This is a genomic window from Proteus vulgaris (assembly GCF_016239305.1).
In the GTDB taxonomy this organism is placed as follows: domain Bacteria; phylum Pseudomonadota; class Gammaproteobacteria; order Enterobacterales; family Enterobacteriaceae; genus Proteus; species Proteus vulgaris_C.
Genome location: NZ_JAEHOQ010000008.1, coordinates 104514 through 124246 on the forward strand (window position 1 = coordinate 104514; position 19733 = coordinate 124246).

The 19733-nt window shown below is 37.8% G+C and carries 21 protein-coding genes; 16 read left to right on the top strand and 5 right to left on the bottom strand.

What is annotated here, in order from left to right; genetic code table 11:
* Positions 1–55: 55 nt before the first annotated feature.
* The 6 genes from JEP40_RS08140 to JEP40_RS08165 all read left to right on the top strand — a co-directional run bounded on the left by JEP40_RS08140 (position 56) and on the right by JEP40_RS08165 (position 5574).
* The gene (locus JEP40_RS08140) at positions 56–343 is read left to right on the top strand and encodes a type II toxin-antitoxin system HigB family toxin (RefSeq protein WP_198623135.1); all 288 of its coding nucleotides are present in this window, start codon (positions 56–58) and stop codon (positions 341–343) included.
* Positions 340–912: a helix-turn-helix domain-containing protein gene (locus JEP40_RS08145; RefSeq protein ID WP_198623136.1), complete on the top strand. Its 573-nt coding sequence runs from the start codon at positions 340–342 to the stop codon at positions 910–912. Before JEP40_RS08140 ends, JEP40_RS08145 begins: the two co-directional genes overlap by 4 nt.
* A complete protein-coding gene (locus JEP40_RS08150) occupies positions 893–1363 on the top strand; it encodes a hypothetical protein (protein WP_198623137.1) in 471 nt (156 codons plus the stop codon). Before JEP40_RS08145 ends, JEP40_RS08150 begins: the two co-directional genes overlap by 20 nt.
* A 111-nt stretch (positions 1364–1474) precedes the next feature.
* Positions 1475–1954 (top strand): hypothetical protein, encoded by a 480-nt coding sequence (locus JEP40_RS08155; RefSeq protein WP_198623138.1) that lies wholly within the window; start codon positions 1475–1477, stop codon positions 1952–1954.
* A 62-nt stretch (positions 1955–2016) separates the two neighbouring features.
* A complete protein-coding gene (locus tag JEP40_RS08160) occupies positions 2017–5355 on the top strand; it encodes a tape measure protein (protein ID WP_198623139.1) in 3339 nt (1112 codons plus the stop codon).
* A gap of 15 nt (positions 5356–5370) precedes the next feature.
* Complete coding sequence (locus tag JEP40_RS08165) at positions 5371–5574, top strand: hypothetical protein (RefSeq protein ID WP_198623185.1); 204 nt, start codon at positions 5371–5373, stop codon at positions 5572–5574.
* Here JEP40_RS08165 and JEP40_RS08170 read toward each other — a convergent pair.
* Entirely contained in the window at positions 5537–5815 is a 279-nt protein-coding gene (locus tag JEP40_RS08170; protein WP_198623140.1) for a hypothetical protein, read from the bottom strand. The two genes, JEP40_RS08165 and JEP40_RS08170, sit on opposite strands and share 38 nt — an antisense overlap.
* 144 nt (positions 5816–5959) lie before the next feature.
* Between JEP40_RS08170 and JEP40_RS08175 the strand changes: the two genes are divergently transcribed.
* From JEP40_RS08175 to JEP40_RS08210, 8 genes are read left to right on the top strand one after another with little or no spacing between them, the layout of a single operon-like run.
* Positions 5960–6289 (top strand): phage tail protein, encoded by a 330-nt coding sequence (locus JEP40_RS08175; RefSeq protein WP_198623141.1) that lies wholly within the window; start codon positions 5960–5962, stop codon positions 6287–6289.
* Positions 6286–6984, top strand: a complete 699-nt coding sequence (locus tag JEP40_RS08180) for a phage minor tail protein L (RefSeq protein WP_198623142.1) — start codon at positions 6286–6288, stop codon at positions 6982–6984. Before JEP40_RS08175 ends, JEP40_RS08180 begins: the two co-directional genes overlap by 4 nt.
* A 3-nt stretch (positions 6985–6987) precedes the next feature.
* Positions 6988–7707, top strand: a complete 720-nt coding sequence (locus JEP40_RS08185) for a C40 family peptidase (protein ID WP_198623143.1) — start codon at positions 6988–6990, stop codon at positions 7705–7707.
* The gene (locus tag JEP40_RS08190) at positions 7644–8210 is read left to right on the top strand and encodes a tail assembly protein (protein ID WP_198623144.1); all 567 of its coding nucleotides are present in this window, start codon (positions 7644–7646) and stop codon (positions 8208–8210) included. The genes JEP40_RS08185 and JEP40_RS08190 overlap by 64 nt, the downstream gene beginning before the upstream one ends.
* Before the next feature lie 35 nt (positions 8211–8245).
* Positions 8246–11704 (top strand): TipJ family phage tail tip protein, encoded by a 3459-nt coding sequence (gene gpJ, locus JEP40_RS08195; protein WP_232799205.1) that lies wholly within the window; start codon positions 8246–8248, stop codon positions 11702–11704.
* Complete coding sequence (locus JEP40_RS08200; RefSeq protein WP_232799206.1) at positions 11704–12066, top strand: hypothetical protein; 363 nt, start codon at positions 11704–11706, stop codon at positions 12064–12066. Before gpJ ends, JEP40_RS08200 begins: the two co-directional genes overlap by 1 nt.
* Positions 12067–12681, top strand: coding sequence for a hypothetical protein (locus JEP40_RS08205; RefSeq protein ID WP_198623147.1), 615 nt, complete (start codon positions 12067–12069; stop codon positions 12679–12681).
* Between the two features lie 47 nt (positions 12682–12728).
* Positions 12729–14114 carry a hypothetical protein gene (locus JEP40_RS08210; RefSeq protein ID WP_198623148.1) on the top strand — a complete coding sequence of 462 codons (1386 nt, stop codon included), beginning with the start codon at positions 12729–12731 and terminating at the stop codon, positions 14112–14114.
* 39 nt (positions 14115–14153) lie between these two features.
* Here JEP40_RS08210 and JEP40_RS08215 read toward each other — a convergent pair whose 3' ends face one another.
* Positions 14154–14384: a DNA polymerase III subunit theta gene (locus JEP40_RS08215; protein ID WP_198623149.1), complete on the bottom strand. Its 231-nt coding sequence runs from the start codon at positions 14382–14384 to the stop codon at positions 14154–14156.
* A gap of 580 nt (positions 14385–14964) precedes the next feature.
* Here JEP40_RS08215 and JEP40_RS08220 point away from each other — a divergent pair.
* Together JEP40_RS08220 and gltP are read left to right on the top strand one after the other, a co-directional pair.
* On the top strand, positions 14965–15138 hold the full coding sequence (locus JEP40_RS08220; protein WP_198623150.1) for a hypothetical protein: 174 nt from the start codon (positions 14965–14967) through the stop codon (positions 15136–15138).
* Between the two features lie 347 nt (positions 15139–15485).
* On the top strand, positions 15486–16781 hold the full coding sequence (gltP, locus tag JEP40_RS08225; protein WP_198623151.1) for a glutamate/aspartate:proton symporter GltP: 1296 nt from the start codon (positions 15486–15488) through the stop codon (positions 16779–16781).
* Between the two features lie 142 nt (positions 16782–16923).
* Here gltP and JEP40_RS08230 read toward each other — a convergent pair whose 3' ends face one another.
* The 3 genes from JEP40_RS08230 to JEP40_RS08240 form a co-directional block, all read right to left on the bottom strand.
* Positions 16924–17547 (bottom strand): hypothetical protein, encoded by a 624-nt coding sequence (locus JEP40_RS08230; protein WP_198623152.1) that lies wholly within the window; start codon positions 17545–17547, stop codon positions 16924–16926.
* 164 nt (positions 17548–17711) lie between these two features.
* Entirely contained in the window at positions 17712–18938 is a 1227-nt protein-coding gene (locus JEP40_RS08235) for a hypothetical protein (RefSeq protein WP_198623153.1), read from the bottom strand.
* Between the two features lie 37 nt (positions 18939–18975).
* Positions 18976–19644, bottom strand: a complete 669-nt coding sequence (locus JEP40_RS08240; protein ID WP_198623154.1) for a hypothetical protein — start codon at positions 19642–19644, stop codon at positions 18976–18978.
* Between the last annotated feature and the right edge of the window lie 89 nt (positions 19645–19733).

Here is a 19733-nt window from a genome sequence, read left to right on the forward strand (position 1 = left end):
AAACATCTTCCCAAAATGGGAATTTCATGCAAATATATAGAGAGCATGGTTAGCCGTGAAAATAATAGGTGAGAAGCAGATTCTGGATTTTTGTAAAAAGCACAATCAGGCTAAATCAGGGATGATGTCTTGGATTGCGGAAGTAAGAGCAGCTAACTGGGAAACGCCTCAAGATATTAAAAACAGGTTCGTTACAGCTAGTTTTCTCGCTGACAACAGAGTCATTTTTAATATAAAAGGCAATAGTTATAGATTGGTTGTTCAAGTTAGATATGTGAATGGCATCGTGAAGATTGAAAATGTCATGACCCATCCAGAATATGATAAGTTGAGGTTAAAATGACAAAATTTAAATTGCGCATTTTAAAAAATGATAGTGACTATAATGAAGCGATGGAGCGCATATCTGAATTAATGGATTTAGATCCAGATGTGGATAGCGATGATGGTAATGAATTAGAAATGATAGCTCTTCTTATTGAGGATTATGAAAAGAAGAACTGTCATATAGAAAAACCATCTCCAATAGAAGCTATAAAATTTAGAATGGATCAATCAGGCATGTCACAAAAAGACATGATACCTTTTATAGGCTCAGCCTCTAAGGTATCTGAGGTACTTAACGGTAAAAGACCACTAAGTATAAATATGATTAAAAATATTCATTCTGGTCTGGGAATACCTCTTGATATTCTTATTCAAAATGAAAGCGATTTAGTTGAAAGCATAGACAACTCCTCTCTGGGAATCTTTATAAGAGCAGAGAGAAAAAACAGAGAGCGAGTAAAAACGACCTCCTTAAACTTCCCTAATAGCTTTGAGTTTGGCTCACCTATAAGTATGTCCGATGGAGAGGTTAAAAAATTTACACATTCAAACTGGGGAGTGAAGAATGAGCAAGTCATTAATTAAATCAGCTAAGAAAAAGCTTAATCTGGTTAACGTATTAATGAAAAATGGTGCTTTTTCTATTAATAACGATCTGAAAGCTACGTTCATAGACAATGAGTTTATCGATGGGAAAAAAACAGAAACTCAAACTATGTGCGGAGTTACGCAAGCTTATCCATTAATAGCTAATGACAAAACTCAATACGCTTATATTTTTGAGTTTGAGTCTGCGATTAGAGTTGTCTCTAAAGGAAGTGATAATGAAGAATTTATTATCTTTATGATTAATGGTCTTTTTGAGGTTTCGTATAGCTCACAAGAAAAGTTAAATGATGAAGAGCTAAAGGCTTATGGTAATGCTCAAGTGGCTTTTGATGCGTGGCCTTATTGGCGTTCCTTTGTGCATGAATCCTGTTCAAAGATGGGTACACCAAGATTAAGGATTGGTGGATATATCCCAAATGATGATTAACCACCTATGGGTGGTTTTTTGTGCCTAGTGTTTGCTTTTCTTTGCACCACAAACAGCTAAACTAATAACAAATTAACTAACGAGGATGGTGTTGTGAGGAATGCGCTACTTATGCTTTCATTTCTATTACTAGCTGGATGTGGTGATAAAGGTAATGAGAGCGCCTTTGGTATCATATGGGATGAAAAAGTATCAAACATCTCATTTATTGATAAAGACAAATGCGAATCAAAAGATGAGGTTACAACTTGCGAAATTGGTTCAATATCGCCATTTAATAAATGGTCAAGAAGTAATGAGTTAATCTTTTTAAACGACAGACTAGAATCAATAAAAGTCACAATCACTGCCAGTAGTGACAACCCTGGCGATATGGATGAATTTAAAAACAATTTACTAAGTGAATTGGATTTTATAAGTAAATCTGGCGCAGGCATTGAAAAAATAGATGAAATAAAATCTCAGTGTATTGATGGTAATTGTACTGAATACAGCGAGTTAATTAAAACAAAAAATGGTGATGTGAAAATCTGGATTACGGTACCTCCAACAACCATCTATCCAGTTGCAGTAATAACCTATTCAAAATAGACAGCAAACATTTAACACAACCCTGCCAATCGGCGGGGTTTTTCATTTTAAGGAGCCGATAAATGGCACAAGTAGGCGAAATTGTTTATCAAGTGCAGATGGATGTTCAGCAGCTACTTACATCTCAACGACAGCTAGAACAGCGATTAAATCGCATGGATGATAGCTTTAACAGAACATCTAGAGCGGTGAATGACACTGAGCAATCAATGCTGTCTCTCTCGAAGGTTGCTGGCGTTGTAGCCTCTGCATTATCTGCTGGTGCGATCATTAACGCAGTCGATGAATGGGGGCAAATGGCTGCGCGTATTAAAATGGCACTCAATTCAGTTGAGGGTGATGTTGAGCGTTATGCAGAGATACAGCAACGCTTCTTAGAAGTTAGTAACCGAAATGGTAAGGCTATTGAGACAACTCAAGAGTTATATGCCGGATCTGCAACTTCAATGAAAGAATTGGGTTATAACACAACTCAGACAGTTGACTACATTGAGTCTCTTTCTTCTGCATTCACAGCTAACGCAACTGGCGTACAACAAACAGAATCTGCAATGAATGCTCTTAATAGGGCTATGGTTATTGGTACATTGAAAGGCAACGATTGGCACTCTGTTTTAAATGCCACACCTTCCGTTGTTGCTGATATTGCTAAAGAATTATCTCGCTTGCGTGGCGGTGTAAAAGTCACTGAAAACGACGTTAAGAAAATGGCAATGCAGGGCGGTATTTCCATGAAGTTATTCGCTGACGCAATGATTACGGCGCGTGAAGAGAATAACGCTCTTGCTGACTCAATGGATAACACCATTGCAGACGGTTTTACAAAGTTAACAAACTCAGCGAAAGCCTATTATGGCGAGATGAACCAGACTCTAGGAATTACTCGATCTGTTTCTGCTGGATTCGCGGTATTAACTGACAACTTTGATAAAGTTTCTGCCGCTACAAATATTGCCATTATTGTAATGGGTGCAAAAATGGCTGGTGCGTTAGCATCCACAATAAAGGCGAAAATAGGGGATATCTCTGCTTCAATCGGTCAAGCAAATGCGACATTGCAGTCAGCAAGAGCCAATGAATATGCTGCAAACACAGTGGTTAGGAAAACACAGGCAGATCTTGCTGCCGCTAGGTCTGCTGTGGCGTTGGCGCAGGCTGAATACAATGTTGCAAAAGGAACTCTAGCAGAATCCACAGCGTTAGATAACCTAATTGCAAAAAGAACCATGGCATCAAAAGCGGCGATAGCTCATACGCAAGCGACGATGGCGCAAACCGCAGCAATAAATACAACCTCAACAGCAGCTAGATCTGCATCCTTATCATTAGGTGTTCTAAAAGGGGCTATGAGCTTAATTGGTGGCCCAGTTGGTGCTGCCATGTTAGCTGGTGCCGCCATATATTATTTTTATCAAAAATCAGAGCAAGCAAAACAAGAAGCTAGAGATTTTGCTGATAGCGTAGATCAGCTAACTGCAAAACTAAAGGAGCTTTCGTATCAGGAGATAGCTCGTGATGCTCAGGATGCTAAAGATAAGCAAGAATTATTACGTCTTGAAATGAAAGAGCAGGAAAAGCAATTATCAAAATTAAGGGCTGAAATAGAGTTACAAAAAACAGCATTAAGTGGAATGCCTGATCTTATTGATAAAAACACCACGAGAATCCTACGTGAAGTTACTAGAATTGAAGGTGATTTAGCGGAGAATAGGAAAAAATCAGAAGTCATCACCAGATATCTAGTTGATGCACAAGAGGAATATAACAGAAAAACAAAAGAAGCCATTGATTTAAGCGTTAAAAATGCATTAGTTATTTTTGCAGAAAAAACAGGGTTTGGTGATCTGGCGAATAAAATTAGGGACGCTACAAATGCCAAAAGAGAGTTTAATGCCACTGGTGCGGATTATGGTGGAGAGGAAGGTGAAAAGCTAAAAAAACAAATGGAAAGGCGCCTTGAGCTTTCTAAAAGAGAAGGCGTGGAGAGGGCTAAGTTACAGGCATTATATGCAGCGCAAGATGCAGGTGTTTTTGATAAAAAGGCAATCGATGAATTGCAAGAAATGGCCGCTCAAGAATATAAAAACGGGCAAGTCAAAAAGGAATCAACAAAAGCCACAGACGCAGCATACGAAGCATTAAAACGCCAGAGAGAAGAGATTGAACTTTTAAACAAAGGTTACAAAGACGGCTCTCTTGAAATGGCTAAGTATGACGCGGTTAAGGCGCTTGGTGACAAAGCATCTCCTAAGCAGATTGAAAAAGCGGAGCAACTCGCAGAAGAAAAGTACAACATTGAACGTAATCTAGCAGATAAGAAAGCCGCACTTGAGCTTGATTTAGTTGCCAAGGCTAAAGAATCTCACGATAAACAGTTGGCAGACTTAGAGCGGATAACAAAAGATGATGTATCTCTCACTGAACAAGCTGCAAGGCGCAAAGCTGAAATTGAAGCGGAATACCAACAAAAGATAGCCGAAATAAAGGCTAAAAACGCTGTATCACCTCAAGATAATTTAAAAGCACAAGTAGACCCTGTTCAGCAACTAAAAAATGAGCATGAGCGTAAACTTGCGCTTATAAAAGAGTACGAAAACCAAAAAGTTTTAACCGAACAACAAAGCTTAGAGTTAATGAATGCTGCTAATACCCAATACGAGCAAGACCGCATGAATGCTCAATGGGAGATATGGCGCAATCAGAGTCAAGCTAATCAGTTCTTAGCTGATGGGTTGGACGCATTAGGGCAACGTTCCGCTAATGTGATTACAGGGTTATTAACAGGCACTCAATCCCTTAACGATGCTTTCCGCAATGTAGCATTAACCATTGTAGACCAAGCTGTTGGCGCTCTGGTTCAAATGGGTATGCAACAGGTTAAGAATATGATTATGGGTGAGAGTATGGCTGCGGCAACTACGGCATCAACACTCGCTCAGGCTGCGGCAGCACAAACAGCATGGGCACCTGCGGCATTAAGTGCGTCTATAGCGACATTAGGGGCGGCAGTAGCGACGGGAACCTCATCATATGCGGCGGCTATGGCGGCAAGTAAGACTATGGGTCTTGCTGGTGCTAGATATAACGGTGGTCCTGTAAATGCTGGCTCTATGTATCGCGTCGGCGAAAATGGCAAGCCAGAAATATTCAAAGCATCTAATGGTAATCAATACATGATACCGGGTGATAATGGTCGAGTTATCAGTAATCGACAAATGGGTAAAGGTGGTAACGGTGTCAGCATGGGTGATATGCACTTTACATTCCAAGTTCAGGCACCAAATGGCATCACTCAAAAGGAAGCACAACAAATACAGCAAATGGTGAGAGGTACGGTTTATGACGTACTTGGCACCGAAATGCGTAGTGGCGGTGCTTTGGAAAAATCAAGAAGTTGGTAATTAAGAGAGGTAGTTATGAGCAATCAAAACTTAGAAGTGTTAGTTAGTACATTGTCAGCACAAGTAGTAAAGCAAGAGCATCAAATAGCAGAGTTACAAAAACAGCTCGCGGATATGCAAAAGGCAACGAGCTGTTATTTTCAAATAAAAAATAATGAGATTTTCATCAAAGAGGCAGTGATTAGCGAACCTTTATTGAGTTCATTAGACCAATCATAGCCTCTTTTTGCTCTTGTAAAAATTCCTTAGAAAATTGCTTATCATCAGTATCATATAGATTGATTATATTTTCAATAGCATCTCTATTTAATGCTCCGGTAGCAATTAATGCGGAAAATATAGAGCCTAGCATTTCTAATCTAATGGTTTGAATTTTATCATTATTGCTTAATCCAGCAACAGCGACCTTTAGCTCATTAACCGAGTTTGCTAGTTCTTTCACAGAAAATGATTCTGACATTTCAAATCCTCACACCGAAGTAAATCAGCCATTCCTTCGGTAAGTTTCTCTGGGCTGAATATATAAAATAACCTAATGGATATTTATTAATATCCTGATATTTGATCAGGCGGCTTTGTGTCGCCTTTTTTATTGGAGTAACCAATGGAAGAGTTTAAATGGCGACCTGAAACAGCTTATCAGGTGGGTAATGAGCCTAAAGTGAAGGTGGCCAAGTTTGGTAACGGTTATGAGCAAAGAGTCAAAGACGGGATCAACAACCAACTAAAGACTTATCAACTCTCATTTGTTAAGCGTACTGATATTGGGAAACAGATTGATGAGTTTCTTAAGGCTCGAGGTGCAGTTGAATCATTCTTATGGCTAACCAGTGATGATAACTCTAAACGTAAATTTGTTTGCCGAGGCTGGCAGGTGACACCGAGAACATCAGTATGGCAGATAGATTGTACATTTGAGGAGGTTGTTGCATGAGAGATATACCTCAAGAGATGCGCATAGACGTTGCAGACTTACAGCAAAATTCAATGTTAGATCTATATGAGGTCGATTTAAGTCGTTTTGGGGGAGGTGTTTACCGGTTTCATGACGGCATGAATGGATTATTAAAACCTATTATCTGGCAGGGATTGCGCTATGAGCCTTACCCAGTTCATGTTACCGGTTTTAGCGTAACAGCACAGGGTGCGTCAGATAGACCCAAAATGACATTTGCCAATTTTGACGGAATGCTAACCGCCATTAACAACGACTACGATGATGCGCTAGGCGCTGTCGTTACTCGCAGGCAGGTTTTAGAGCAATATCTCGATGCTGTTAATTTTCCCAAAGGAAACCCGCAAGCAGATCCAACAAGAGAGGTTGTTCAAAAATACGTTATCGAACAACGAGAAAGTTCAGACTCTGATTTTGTGACGTATATATTAGCGCTTCCAACAGAAACAGATAACGCCTTGATACCTAGACGGGTTATTCAGGCTGATATCTGCTCGTGGCGATACCGAGGATTTGATTGTGGTTATGATGGACCACCTGTTGCAGATGAAAAAGACCAGCCAACAACCGATCCTGTTAAAGATAGGTGCTCTCATAAATACAGTGGGTGCAAACTCAGATTTAAATCAGTCATGCCATTTGGCGGGTATTTAGGCTCAAACAAATTAGGTTAACTCATGATTGAGAAAGACATTATCGCTCACGCGAAAGCGGAAGGAGTGAGGGAGTCTTGTGGCTTAATTTCGGGTGACAGGTATTTCCCTTGCAGAAACATACATCCCGATCCGCAAAACTATTTTGAAATTAACCCAGGCGATTGGATGACGGCAGAGTGCTATTCAGAAATCAAAGCTATTGTTCATAGTCACCCTGACGGAAAGCCTTTCCTGAGCTCTGGCGACAGAACAATACAAAGGAAAACAAATCTGCCTTGGTGGTTGGTATGTGATGGGGTGATCCATAAGTTCAGACCAATAGCGCCACTGTTAGGTAGAGAGTTTAAGCATGGTGAGCAGGATTGTTATTCCATTATACGTGATGCCTATCATCTGTCAGGCATTCAGCTAGATGATTTTATTCGTCCCGATGAATGGTGGTACACAGAACAAAATCTCTATCTTGATAACACGGATAAGCAGGGATTTTATCAAGTAGAAGAGGCTCAAGCAGGCGATATGATATTGATTTGCTTAGGAACATCAAAACCTTGTCACGCTGCATTGTACTTAGGTAATCAAGAGATATTGCATCACAGGCCAGACAGATTGAGCAAGCGAGATACTTACGGTGGTTACTGGTTTAAATACACTCACAGCATTTGGAGGCATAAACAATGGTCAAATTACAGTTTGCAGGCTATTTACGCAGATTTGGACGCAGGTTCGAGCTTGAGGTAAGTAATGCAGGTGAGGCCTTACGCTGTCTTTGCTATCAAATTGATGGGTTGAAAAAAGAGATTAATCAAGGTCAGTTTCGTGTTCGCATTGCAGGTAATGATATGACCGAGGATGGTATTTCTGCGGGATTAAATACGCCATTAAATGAAGGTGATGTTATTACGATCGTCCCTGTTATTGGTGGTGCCAAATCTGGTGGATGGTTAGGCATTATTGGTGGAGCAGCTTTAATTGGTGCGTCGTTTTTAATACCGGGCGGATTTTTGGCAACGATGACATCGACAGCATTATTTGCAGCTGGTGTGGGTGTGGCTGCGGCGGGATTGGCAACCATGTTAACTAAAACACCGCCAGCGCCAAGCATAGAGGGGCGAAACTCAGAAAGTAACCAGTATTTCAGTTCGTTATCAAATAGAGTCGGGCAAGGTTATCCAGTTCCTATTTGTTATGGCGAGATGGTTGTGGGTTCAAATGTAATATCACAAGGCTTGGAGACTGTTTAATGGGTAAAGGTGGCGGTGGAGGCAGCACTCCAAGATTGCTCGATGACAACTTAAAAAATAAACAATTTCTTAATGTCATCGATTTAGTTTCAGAAGGGCCAATAGAAGGCCCTGTAGGTGGTATGTCAGGTTTTCTATTGAATGGAACGCCTGTTGTAGATGAAGATGGCAATCCAAATATTCATGGTGTTGAGGTTCAGTGGCGATCAGGAACGCCGACACAAGAGCCATTAGAGGACTTTCCCTTTGTAGAAAAAGAAATTCCTGTCAATGTAGAGGTGAAAAAGAGTACACCAATCTTACGCACCATTTCAGATCAGGAAACTGACCGAGTTCGGTTTACTTTGGGTGTTTCTGCTCTTGTTAGTCAAGATGACAAGGGAAATCAGCACGATGCTACGGTAGAAATGCTTATTGAAGTTAATGATGGTTCTGGTTGGATGCATGCGGAAAAGGTAACAATAGGACCAGGTAAAATAAGTGGTCAATATCTTGAGTCTCACATCATCGATGCGCCTAAAAAAAAGCCATTCCAAATCAGAGTTTCCCGTATAACTGAAGATAGTAAAAGTGATTTGCTGAAAAACGGAACTGTATGGGCAAGCTACACAGAAATAACCGACGCTAAATTTTCTTATCCTAACTCCGCTGTTGTCGGGATGAAAATTGATAAATCCCAATACGGTGATACACCCAATCGAACATATCATATCAAAGGGATGATTATCCAAGTTCCTGATAACTATGATCCAGAAACGCGAATTTACACTGGAATTTGGACTGGTCGTTTCAAACCGGCATGGACTAATAACCCTGCATGGGTTTTTTATGATTTAGTCACTAATGAGCGATACGGCATAGGAGAGATGATCGGGTCATTTGGCGTTGATAAATTCGCGTTATATGCCATTGCTCGTTACTGTGATGAGCTGGTTGATGATGGGTTTGGTAATAAAGAGCCTCGTTTTACTTTCAATGGCTACATAACCTCTCAACGAAAAGCCAAAGAAGTGCTTGATGACTTGGCGTCTGTATTTCGCGGTATGCCTTTATGGGACGGACAGCAATTAACGTGCTTTCAAGATAGACCATCCGATCCAGTGTGGACGTACACAAACTCAAACGTTATTGATGGTAAATTTAAATACACATCAACCGCGAAATCAGCGAGACACAACGCCATTGAGGTGTCATGGATAAATCCTAGTAATGGCTGGAGTGAAGAAAGAGAGTTCATTCAAGATGATGATCTCATTCAGCGGTTCAGTGGTGTAAACGTCAAGAAAGTCACTGCTTTTGGTTGCACTAGTCGTGGTCAGGCTCACAGAGTAGGTAAATGGATATTACAAACAGAAAAGCTAGAGAAAGATAGTGTTACTTTTACTACTGGGCGCGAGGGGATCAATTGTATCTCTGGCGATATCATTGAAGTTGCAGATGATAGTTTTGCGGGAGTGAAGGTAGGCGGGCGAGTTTTATCAGTTAATGAACGAACTATTATTATCGATGCGCCTATTGAGTGGAAATATGACGATAAAGGCACTTTCTCATTTTTAGGGACGTCAGGTAAGTTTGAAAAAATAGAAATTCAATCTATCGATGGTGATGCTGTTACTTTGCGAGAGATCCCGAACGGGCTGAAACAGTATGGTGTATTTTCTATTTCCAAAAGCACGTTAACTACTAGATTATTTCGTGTGATTTCCATTGCTGAGGATAATGAAGAAAATTACCTATACAACTGCATTCAGCATGAACCGAAAAAGGAAAGCATTGTTGATAATGGAGTTGATTTTACTGGAAACCCGCCAACACAGAATGTTATTCGAATTCCTAATATAGAGCATCTTTCTATTGCTTACGTTGATGACAGCTCACAAGTTCAAGCTAGAGCCATGTGGGCAACAACAACCATCAATAGAAGCATATCATTTAATGTCAACCTCTATAAAGACGGAAAGGTTGTATCTACTGGAAATGCCACAGATTTAGAATACTACTTTAACGGGCTTGAATCTGGCGAATATCTTGTTGGAGTACGAGGCAAAGATGCTAATGGGATGCTTGGTAACGAATCAAAAGTGCAGATGGTTATTGGAACACCTAGCGCACCTAGCTCAATAACTGTTGAGTCTGGTTTTTTTGAAATAAAACTGATCCCTCACATTTCCACACCACACACTTTAAATACTGAGTTTGAGTTCTGGTTTTCTGGTGAAAACAGAATAGGTAATATTAATGAAATAGAGTCAAAAGCTGACTTTTTAGGTAGAGCTAAATTCTGGACCAAAGGACAGCTAAAAGCAGGTCGTGATTACTGGTTTTATGTGCGAAGCGTCAATGAATATGGAAAATCTCATTTCGTGGAAGCGAAAGGGCAGGCTGATGACAACACGGAGGCTATTCTCGATGAACTAGACGGCCACTTCATGACAACTGATGCTGGCAAGCAACTCAGTGAACGCTTGGATTGGAATTCCGAGACAGCAATTATTCTTAGTAATGCAAACCATCGTAATTTAAGACAGCTACTAGTCAAACATGCTGAATCACAAGCTGGCATCAAAGAACTATGGCAAGTTCGTGCTACTGACAATGAATCATGGGCCCAAACCGTTACTCAGCTCTATTCTTCAATTGATAACGCAGAGAACACGTTTAACTCTGAAATTAAAGAAGTTAAAACATCAATCTCTAAACTCGACCAGGCGTTTGGTCAAACGACAACTGAAATTAGAACTGAGATAACGACAACTAACAGTGCGACAAATCAACGTATTGATAGCACGAATAACAATTTGGCTGGCACCAATAAAAACCTCGGTATCACTAATCAGAACTTAGATAAAACTAATCAAAACCTCGACAAAACTAATCGCTCATTGCAAATGACGGATGAAGAGGTTGTGCGCATTGCTGCAGATGTGGTGACAAACAAGGAGGCAATATCTAAAACAGATAAGGCGCTAGCGAAATCTGAAGAACAAATTCAGGTGAAATTTGGTCAGCAGGAAGGATTGATTCAGCAAAAAATGCAGGCTGAATTCAGTCAAACAGGCGACGGTGTTGTCACACACTCAATTAACATTACAATTGTTCATAACAATGTGAAATATAACGCAGCAGGTCAGGTCATTAGTGCTCAGGTTAAGAACGGCAAGTTGGAGTCTTATATCGGCTATAACGCTAATAATTTCGCTTGGTACAATCCAGTAAACGGCAAGATGGAGCTGTTTATGGCGGTTAAAAATGGACAGTTATTTGTTAAAGAGGCATTTATTGGTGATGCCACTATCACCAGTGCGAAAATTGCTGATGTATTGCAATCAACTAATTTCAGCAATGATAAAAAAATTGGCTATCAATTAAATATGCGCACAGGGGAGGAAATAAAATACGGAAATAATGCACAGGGGTATTGGATTGAAACTAACGTATTAAAACGTCTGTTTGATAAAAACGGCACAATGCGTATCAGAATGGGGATGTGGTAATGGGAATGGGATTAGAGATTTATGATGAAAAAGGTCGGTTAATTATTGGTGAAGATACCATCATTCCTCGTTATTTAGGAAAGTTTGATTTGCCCTTATCACAGTATGGTTCATTGGTTATTCCTGAAATAGCGTATGGCGGGGAGATAGTTTGCCACTTTTGGATTCGATACCGCAGTCGTTTCGGCGGAGGATTTTCAGTTATGGGGCCGAATGAGCGCACAGAACATTCGGTTTCAGGAACAACTCTGAATTATCGGTCTGACTATAATATAAATAGATGGGAGCATGACGGCGCTGGTACTGGGGGAACTCAGCTACACGACTCATTTTCCAATCATGTCGTGGTTTGGGCGGTTTAAATGGTAGGCTTTGAGGCATATACAAATAATCGGTTAATGCAATTAACTGATAGCTTAGAGACAATGTGTGTATTAAAAAAGCTAGAACCAGGGGAATTAACTACATTATCAGGCCCGTATGATGAGTATCCTCGTATATATGCGCTAAGTGGGCAATGGTTAGTCGCTCCAATATCGAAAGTGGAGATACTCAAGCATGGGGCAGGGTTAGAAATCTATGATGAAAAAGGTAATATAAAATTCTCATCACTGGCTAAATTTGTCTCATTTGAAAAATATTTTGATATTAATATGTCTACTGCGGGGAAAGGGAAGCTAAGAATAGAAGGAAAGCCCGGACATAGATATGGAATGATACAAACTCGCTCATTGAGTTATACACACAATAAAAACATCAGGTCATATATTGACCCATTTACTTATGATGAAGTATGGGAGTTTGATATATATTCAGAAACCTACCAGGTCATTGATGATATTGGAGGTTTAACATTTGAATATAAATATGAATATATTGGCTATATTGACGGATATATTGATAGACCGCCAGATAGAGAAGGCTCTGGATTAATGCAACAGGGTCTAATGATAGATGTCTCAATGCTCGAAGATTAAACACCGCATACTGCGGTTTTTTTATATCTAAATTTCAGGAATAAATCATGATATACACAACAGGCACTGTTAATACAGCGTCAGGGTCTGCTATTGTCAAAGGCACTGGCACTAAATTTAAAAATAATAATCCAGCTATTAATATTGGAATGACTATTTTAATTAAATCGGGAACAACAAATATTCCCTACATGATTAAATCCGTTAATTCAGACACTGAATTAGTATTAGCACAACCCGCATTAGCAACAGCAACGAATACCACATTCTCAATTCATATTACTGAGCCAGATAATAATAGTGATGCAGCTAGAACGATGGTTGCCATAAATGCATACGCACAATATTTCCTTGATGCAATGAATACATGGATGAGTGAAACAGGACAGACAAAAATTGAGATACCAAATGGTGAAGTTATCACACTCGATAGCATTAAGAAGATGCAGGGGGATATTAGTAGTAAAGCAGATTTAACTTTATCAAAAACACAATCATTCACATCAGCGATAGAAGCAACAACGAAGCTAATTTCAAAATCAGCGGATGGTAAAACATCAATATCATTAACGACCAGTAATGCAGGTGGGACTAACATTGAGCTCAATTCTGTATCAGGTTATAACGGAATCCAAATACCAAAATTATCAGGCACAATGATGTTGATTGGTGATTACGGTATTGGTGGTGCAGGTCTTAGCGAACCATCATTAGTCTCATGTTTTTATGGCTCATCTTCTGGTTCACCAGGGTTTCCAAGTAATGGTGCCGGCTGGCAATCTACATATAACGGAAATCGCCGAGCTATGTTATTTATGAATACATCTGGCATATTAATGAGTCGTTTCAGTTCATCAAATGATGTTGTTGATACTACGACACCTTGGAATGCGATATGGAGCGCCAAAAACACAACGGTAGACAGTAATGGTTTTATTAAACGTGCATCTCCAATTATCGACATTAACCCTGATGGCACATTTACCACTAACGATGAATCAGAAGGCGCTACTGTTACTCGAGTAGCTCAGGGCGAATACCTTATCGAGGGTGTATTAGGTTTTAATGCTGATGCAGGCTGGGGCGGTGTCGATGGTGGTATTGAAATTCCGCTAGATGTCAATAAACAACCACTGATATGGGTTAACTCTAAAATCAACAAAGACGGCTCTATTCTCGTTAAAACGTATCATCGCACTCCCCCTAACGCACCTGAGTTTGCTAATAATGAAATTGACGGTTTCAATGATGGTGACCCAATTGATATTCCTGATGGTCGTTTTATTTCCGTTCGTGTGCAGATGCCAGAGCAATCAATCTATAACGTGAGAATGCGTGAGATGGAAGAAGCGCAGAAAGCGGAAGAGGAGCGCAGACAAAAAGAAGAGGAAGAAAATCAGGACACCAATAGCGCACCAGAAATTGATAACTGATTGATTATATAACTCGGTCGGTTCCATCTAGCATTGGCACTACTCTGTTTTCAAATACTGCACTGAATTTCCGTCCGGTAACTTCTTACTTCTCTCACGATAAAACGCTAATCGTTCATTAAAGTACGCTCTCAAATGTACTGGTTGTTGTCGTTCAACTTCGGACGCAACAACTGGCATATTGAGTCGTTCTTTATATGCGACACCTGAAGCGGCCAAATCGACATTAATCTTGTCTTTTTCTTCTTGAGGTAAGTTTGCTAAGTTCATAATGGATCCGGTTGGTAGTTTTTGGAGAGTATAGCAGGGTGTGGAATAGGTGGGGACATATAGGGGGCAAAAAATTACCGCAAACTTTCTCGAACTCACTCACGCTTGAGAAAATAATTTGCGGTAATCGTCTGCTAATCTTGAACTAACTCGAACTTTTTAGATTTGTGATATCTGTACTCCCATATTATGAGTATGCAGGTGTAGCGCCTTATCATTTGATAAAGGTGGCTTTTCTTTTATATAGCTAATATATCGCTGTATAAGAAATACCTAATCAAAACAGAACGGGGTATCTCGCTCAATGTCATTGCATAGATGATATAAGCTTTCGAATGTAATTAAATATTCGAATACTTATACTATTACCTGTTATTTATGATAATGAGTGCCCCGATTTGAATTAAAATAATAAACACATCATTTTATAGATGTGCGCTTTTACACATCTATATCAAAGCAATTCACTCTTTTATATTTTTTTAATATTTAAAACGGATAAAAGCGATTATTAAATAAGTGAATTAATCCATCATTCTATGAAACAGTAATGTCATAAATAATATTGGAGAATATTATTGTGGTTGAAGTTATTTTTTCTGTCTATTCAGAATCAAGTACACCTAGAAATGTCACTGGCCAAATATTGATTAAAGAGTATGGTTTACTTTCAGATTTTGAATTAGCAAAAATAGATAAAATGATCTGTCTTCAATATGACAAGGATGAAAAGAAATTTCATTATGGAAAGTGAAAAATGTAAAACGTATTATCCGAAAAAATAAAGATATTTATATCGTTTCTTGTTTTTTACTTTGAGTTTAATTAAATATAATAAAAAGCTTATTATTGTGATCTTTCAAGTAAAAGAGAATGTTTTATTTAATAATATGTATGATATCTAACCTTATAAATTAGAATGATAAGGTTTTATTTTGTTGTTTTTTAATGTCTTTTGTTAATTATTTGATCCTCGTGTTAATCTCTTTGTTTTTTTTTGTTTGATTAGTGCGTTTAAAAATATTTTTATAAAATATTCATTTGTTTTATGGATAGGAGATCAAGTATAACAAAATAGAAACAAAAAATAGGAATATCATAATGACAGCAAACAAAGCACACAAATTTAAATTTGGTCTTGGGTGGCAAATTATTACCGCCCTTATTTTAGGGATCATTGTCGGTGCAATTTTGCACGATAATGAAAATAAAGATTGGTTAATTGCTAATATTTTATCTCCCGCAGGTAAAATATTTATTCAATTAATTAAAATGATTGTGGTACCGATAGTTATTTCAACGCTGGTGGTAGGAATAGCAGGTGTTGGAAATACCAAACGATTAGGTAAGTTAGGATTTAAAACAATCCTCTATTTTGAAGTTATTACGACGATAGCCATTATTGTCGGGATAAGCCTTGCAAATATATTTCAACCCGGTGTAGGTATTGATATGTCAACACTTAGCCAAGTTGATATATCGCAGTATGAAAAGACAACTCAGCAAGTTGAAAGCCAATCACATGGTATTATGGCTACGATCTTATCATTGGTACCTTCAAATATTTTTGCAGCTATGGCAAGCGGTGAAATGCTACCTGTGATCTTTTTTGCAGTTATTTTTGGTATGGGATTATCTTCTTTACCTGTGGAGAAAAGAGAACCCTTGCTTGTGGTATTGCAAACCTTCTCAGAAACGATGTTCCGTGTAACGCATATGATTATGATGTATGCACCTATTGGGGTATTCGGTCTTATCTCTGTTACGGTGGCTAGTTTTGGTTTTACTTCATTAATCCCATTAATTAAATTAGTATTACTTGTTCATGTCGCTATTCTATTTTTTGCGATCGTAGTACTAGGTTTAGTTGCAAAATATTGTGGAATAAATATTTTTACGCTGATTAAGATTTTAAAAGATGAATTGATATTAGCTTATTCTACTGCAAGCTCTGAAACCGTATTACCTCGAATAATGGATAAAATGGAAAAATATGGGGCTTCTAAATCAGTAACTAGTTTCGTTATTCCAATAGGGTATTCATTTAATCTTGATGGTTCTACACTTTATCAAAGTATTGCGGCTATTTTTATTGCGCAATTATATGGTATTGATCTCTCTATCTGGCAAGAAATAACGCTTGTGGTGACCTTAATGATCACCTCGAAAGGGATTGCTGGCGTGCCCGGTGTTTCATTTGTCGTGTTATTAGCCACATTAGGTAGTGTCGGTATTCCTCTTGAAGGACTCGCCTTTATTGCGGGTATCGACCGAATATTGGATATGGCAAGAACAGCATTAAATGTGATTGGTAATGCATTGGCCGCTTTAGTGATCGCAAAATGGGAGCACCAATTTGATAAGAATAAATCCAAAGAATATGAAGCAACTTTTTAATATTTAATCAATAGTGACCAAATAAGATAAGGCTGGTTTAATTAAAAACTAGCCTTATTTTTATATTAAATAAAAAATCTATATTAGATTTTCTCTTAAAGTAAGCATAGTTTTTTATCATTCGATTTTTCAAGTTTTAGCTTCAATCAGTTTCTAATGATGCATTACATTGCTTTCTGATCTCTTTGATATTTCTTAATAAATCGTCGCTATATATCTCAGGGTAAAAGAAGTAACTTACTGAAATATCATAATTTCCTTCCTTATTTTTCTTATATTGAACTTTCTGATCTTGGTTTATGATATCTCTAGAGCTAAAATAAGCACGTTGAATATTATTTGTATCATAAGTAATAAATCCACCATTAGTAATAGCTACTTTTTTATATTGACTATATTGAGAGTCAAGACTTTTGATAATATTATTATCTTTAATTTTGAATTTATTTAAATCATTTGTTTCATAGGAGTAGACAACACCATACAATCCTGTAAACTTTAATTCTTTGAATTTTTTATAAAAATAAACCTTATAATTTCCTTCTTTTTTTCCATCAATAATTTCATCAAAGGTTATTGCCGTCATTGGACAGGTTGAGGGATATTTATCGATAGGTTTTATTGCGAAATTTGTTTTCTTCTGAAAATCATTAAATGACATTCCCCATGTTAATCCCAATGGAGCTGGCTCGTTATAAATAGCGGTTTCTGCACAGGCGCCAAAACTAATTAACGTCATACAGCCTATAATCATTTTCTTTTTCATAGCTATCTCATATTTATTGATATCTATGTTTTGAGCATAGATATAGAAAAATAACATCGATTAATCATCTGTTATTACAGGTTATTATCACCCAATACACCTTATATTCTTATTTTGAAATATATTTACGGTATATTGGGTAAGAAATTCCATAGATACATAGATTATTGGGGGTAATCCGACAGCTTTAATAAATCCTGTTCAAGGCAATCCGCACGAGAGTCTTGATTGTAATCGAGATCTGCTCCAGTTTTCCCGTATAACTGTTTTTTTGAAATATAATACTCCATATCAAATAGGTACGGATTATCGCGCCATTCCTTATAATCTTTACCTGATTCATAACTTTTCCACACTGATGGGCTAACTTTTTTTAGCTGGTCAAAAGGTGGATCTTTAATTAATTTCTGGATATCTGCTGGTAATATAGCTTGTTGTGCTGAAGGTAGAGCTCCTAATCGCCATAACGCCAGAAAACTACCCTGTCGTACTGCTGTAATAAGATATTGCATTTTCTGTGTGGGATCACTGGTTAAATCGGCTAGATACACACCGGCTAATGGGGCGTTACCTTTAGCAAGAGCTTGCTGATACAGCTTTATTCGTTCATCAACAGAAAATATCAATTCATGATCTTTGTATGTAGCCGCTTGATAACAGTATGCTGGACCATAGTCATTAGCGAGTGCTTTGTTTAGCCAGAAAGTACGAGTTTCTGGATCATGATTGCTGGCATACCATAAATTTTTGAATCCATAGCGCGTGATATAACTGCTTTTTGCCAGAAAAAGCTGAGCAGCAGGATTATTTTTATTGGCTTCTTTCTTCGCCAGTGCTAATTCCCGTTCATAATTTTCCTGATTAATCTCAGGCTCAGGTTTGGGTAGCGTGATCACTTGAGTATCAGATGGCATAACACCAGAATCACTGATTTTTTCTACATTTATTATCTTGATAGATAAATGTAGAGGTAAAATAAATATATGATCGCCAGTAAATTTTTCATCAGATTGTGGATCTGGCGGTGAGCGAAGAATGGAAGTGTATGGTTCGCCCTTTTTCACTTCGCGGAGTACACCCACTCCGTTTACCCCCAGCGAACAGTTCGGTATTATGATACTATCTTTATTTTCTTCATTATATTTTATAAGAATTGCTTTTTTTTCAATATATCGTTTATTACCAATCCCATAAAAAAAGAGGTAATCAGAAGCATCATCTTTTGCTTTCTGAATATAAAAGGATGGTACCTGTGTTTCAGTAGAGATGTAAGTACCGACGAGGGAAGGGCAGGATAAGTATGATTGATGAGTACAACCTGTGAGGCTGATAATACCTGCCAACGCTACTAGTGAAAATAATAAGTGTTCGTTAAATTTCCAGTTATACACAGTGATATCCTTAAATAAAAAATAATTATAAATACATCTAACCACAATAACTTGAAGTGCAGGTTGCTTTAATAAGAATGTAAAATGGTGCTATCAAAATAAGAGTCATCGCTTGTAGTGGCATTACTGCGATTGTTTTCAATGTATCTGATGGCTTTAAATGTTTGGAATAATAATTAACTTTGGCAAAAACAGGTTTAGGTAAGGAATATTTTTCTAATAGTTCATCTTTATTGGATAAATTAACCATCTCTCCATTAGCATAAAATTTTCCAATAATAAAAAATCTATTTTCATAATTAGGTATCTGATTTTTAATCATTTTTTCATCATTGTTAGACTGATAGTTGCTTCTATAAAAATGATAATTAGTGGCAAGATCATCGATTTCATCTATAGTAAAATCTTTAGGATCTAAATAAATCATATAGCTACCGTTAACAATACTCCCCGTTATTCCTAGGCTAGCGCTAAAATAAATCACTTTTTCATTATATTTAGATGTGGCAAATTTTTTCAATGCAGTAATAGCCTCACCTTTAAAATGATAATTAGTAGAATCACTAAGGATATATAAATTATCATCTTCGATAAGTGCTGATTTAACCTTAATTATATCTCCACTTTTGTTGCTATCAATTTTTGTATATGAAGAACAGGCATTAAGAAATAAAACCATCAATAGTATTTTTAAAAATATTTTCATTGAAACCTCCATGTTAAATAAGTTTTTAAATCTTATTAGCGACTTATAGTAAACAATACTTAAATATATTTAAAGTATAGCAGGGGGTG

What these genes read in the sequence shown, in the direction of transcription:
- JEP40_RS08145 (WP_198623136.1), top strand. Translation starts at nt 340, where the DNA reads ATGACAAAATTTAAATTGCGCATTTTAAAAAATGATAGTGACTATAAT.
- JEP40_RS08150 (WP_198623137.1), top strand. Translation starts at nt 893, where the DNA reads ATGAGCAAGTCATTAATTAAATCAGCTAAGAAAAAGCTTAATCTGGTT.
- JEP40_RS08155 (WP_198623138.1), top strand. Translation starts at nt 1,475, where the DNA reads ATGCTTTCATTTCTATTACTAGCTGGATGTGGTGATAAAGGTAATGAG.
- JEP40_RS08160 (WP_198623139.1), top strand. Translation starts at nt 2,017, where the DNA reads ATGGCACAAGTAGGCGAAATTGTTTATCAAGTGCAGATGGATGTTCAG.
- JEP40_RS08165 (WP_198623185.1), top strand. Translation starts at nt 5,371, where the DNA reads ATGAGCAATCAAAACTTAGAAGTGTTAGTTAGTACATTGTCAGCACAA.
- JEP40_RS08170 (WP_198623140.1), bottom strand. Translation starts at nt 5,815, where the DNA reads ATGTCAGAATCATTTTCTGTGAAAGAACTAGCAAACTCGGTTAATGAG.
- JEP40_RS08175 (WP_198623141.1), top strand. Translation starts at nt 5,960, where the DNA reads ATGGAAGAGTTTAAATGGCGACCTGAAACAGCTTATCAGGTGGGTAAT.
- JEP40_RS08180 (WP_198623142.1), top strand. Translation starts at nt 6,286, where the DNA reads ATGAGAGATATACCTCAAGAGATGCGCATAGACGTTGCAGACTTACAG.
- JEP40_RS08185 (WP_198623143.1), top strand. Translation starts at nt 6,988, where the DNA reads ATGATTGAGAAAGACATTATCGCTCACGCGAAAGCGGAAGGAGTGAGG.
- JEP40_RS08190 (WP_198623144.1), top strand. Translation starts at nt 7,644, where the DNA reads ATGGTCAAATTACAGTTTGCAGGCTATTTACGCAGATTTGGACGCAGG.
- JEP40_RS08200 (WP_232799206.1), top strand. Translation starts at nt 11,704, where the DNA reads ATGGGAATGGGATTAGAGATTTATGATGAAAAAGGTCGGTTAATTATT.
- JEP40_RS08205 (WP_198623147.1), top strand. Translation starts at nt 12,067, where the DNA reads ATGGTAGGCTTTGAGGCATATACAAATAATCGGTTAATGCAATTAACT.
- JEP40_RS08210 (WP_198623148.1), top strand. Translation starts at nt 12,729, where the DNA reads ATGATATACACAACAGGCACTGTTAATACAGCGTCAGGGTCTGCTATT.
- JEP40_RS08215 (WP_198623149.1), bottom strand. Translation starts at nt 14,384, where the DNA reads ATGAACTTAGCAAACTTACCTCAAGAAGAAAAAGACAAGATTAATGTC.
- gltP (WP_198623151.1), top strand. Translation starts at nt 15,486, where the DNA reads ATGACAGCAAACAAAGCACACAAATTTAAATTTGGTCTTGGGTGGCAA.
- JEP40_RS08230 (WP_198623152.1), bottom strand. Translation starts at nt 17,547, where the DNA reads ATGAAAAAGAAAATGATTATAGGCTGTATGACGTTAATTAGTTTTGGC.
- JEP40_RS08240 (WP_198623154.1), bottom strand. Translation starts at nt 19,644, where the DNA reads ATGAAAATATTTTTAAAAATACTATTGATGGTTTTATTTCTTAATGCC.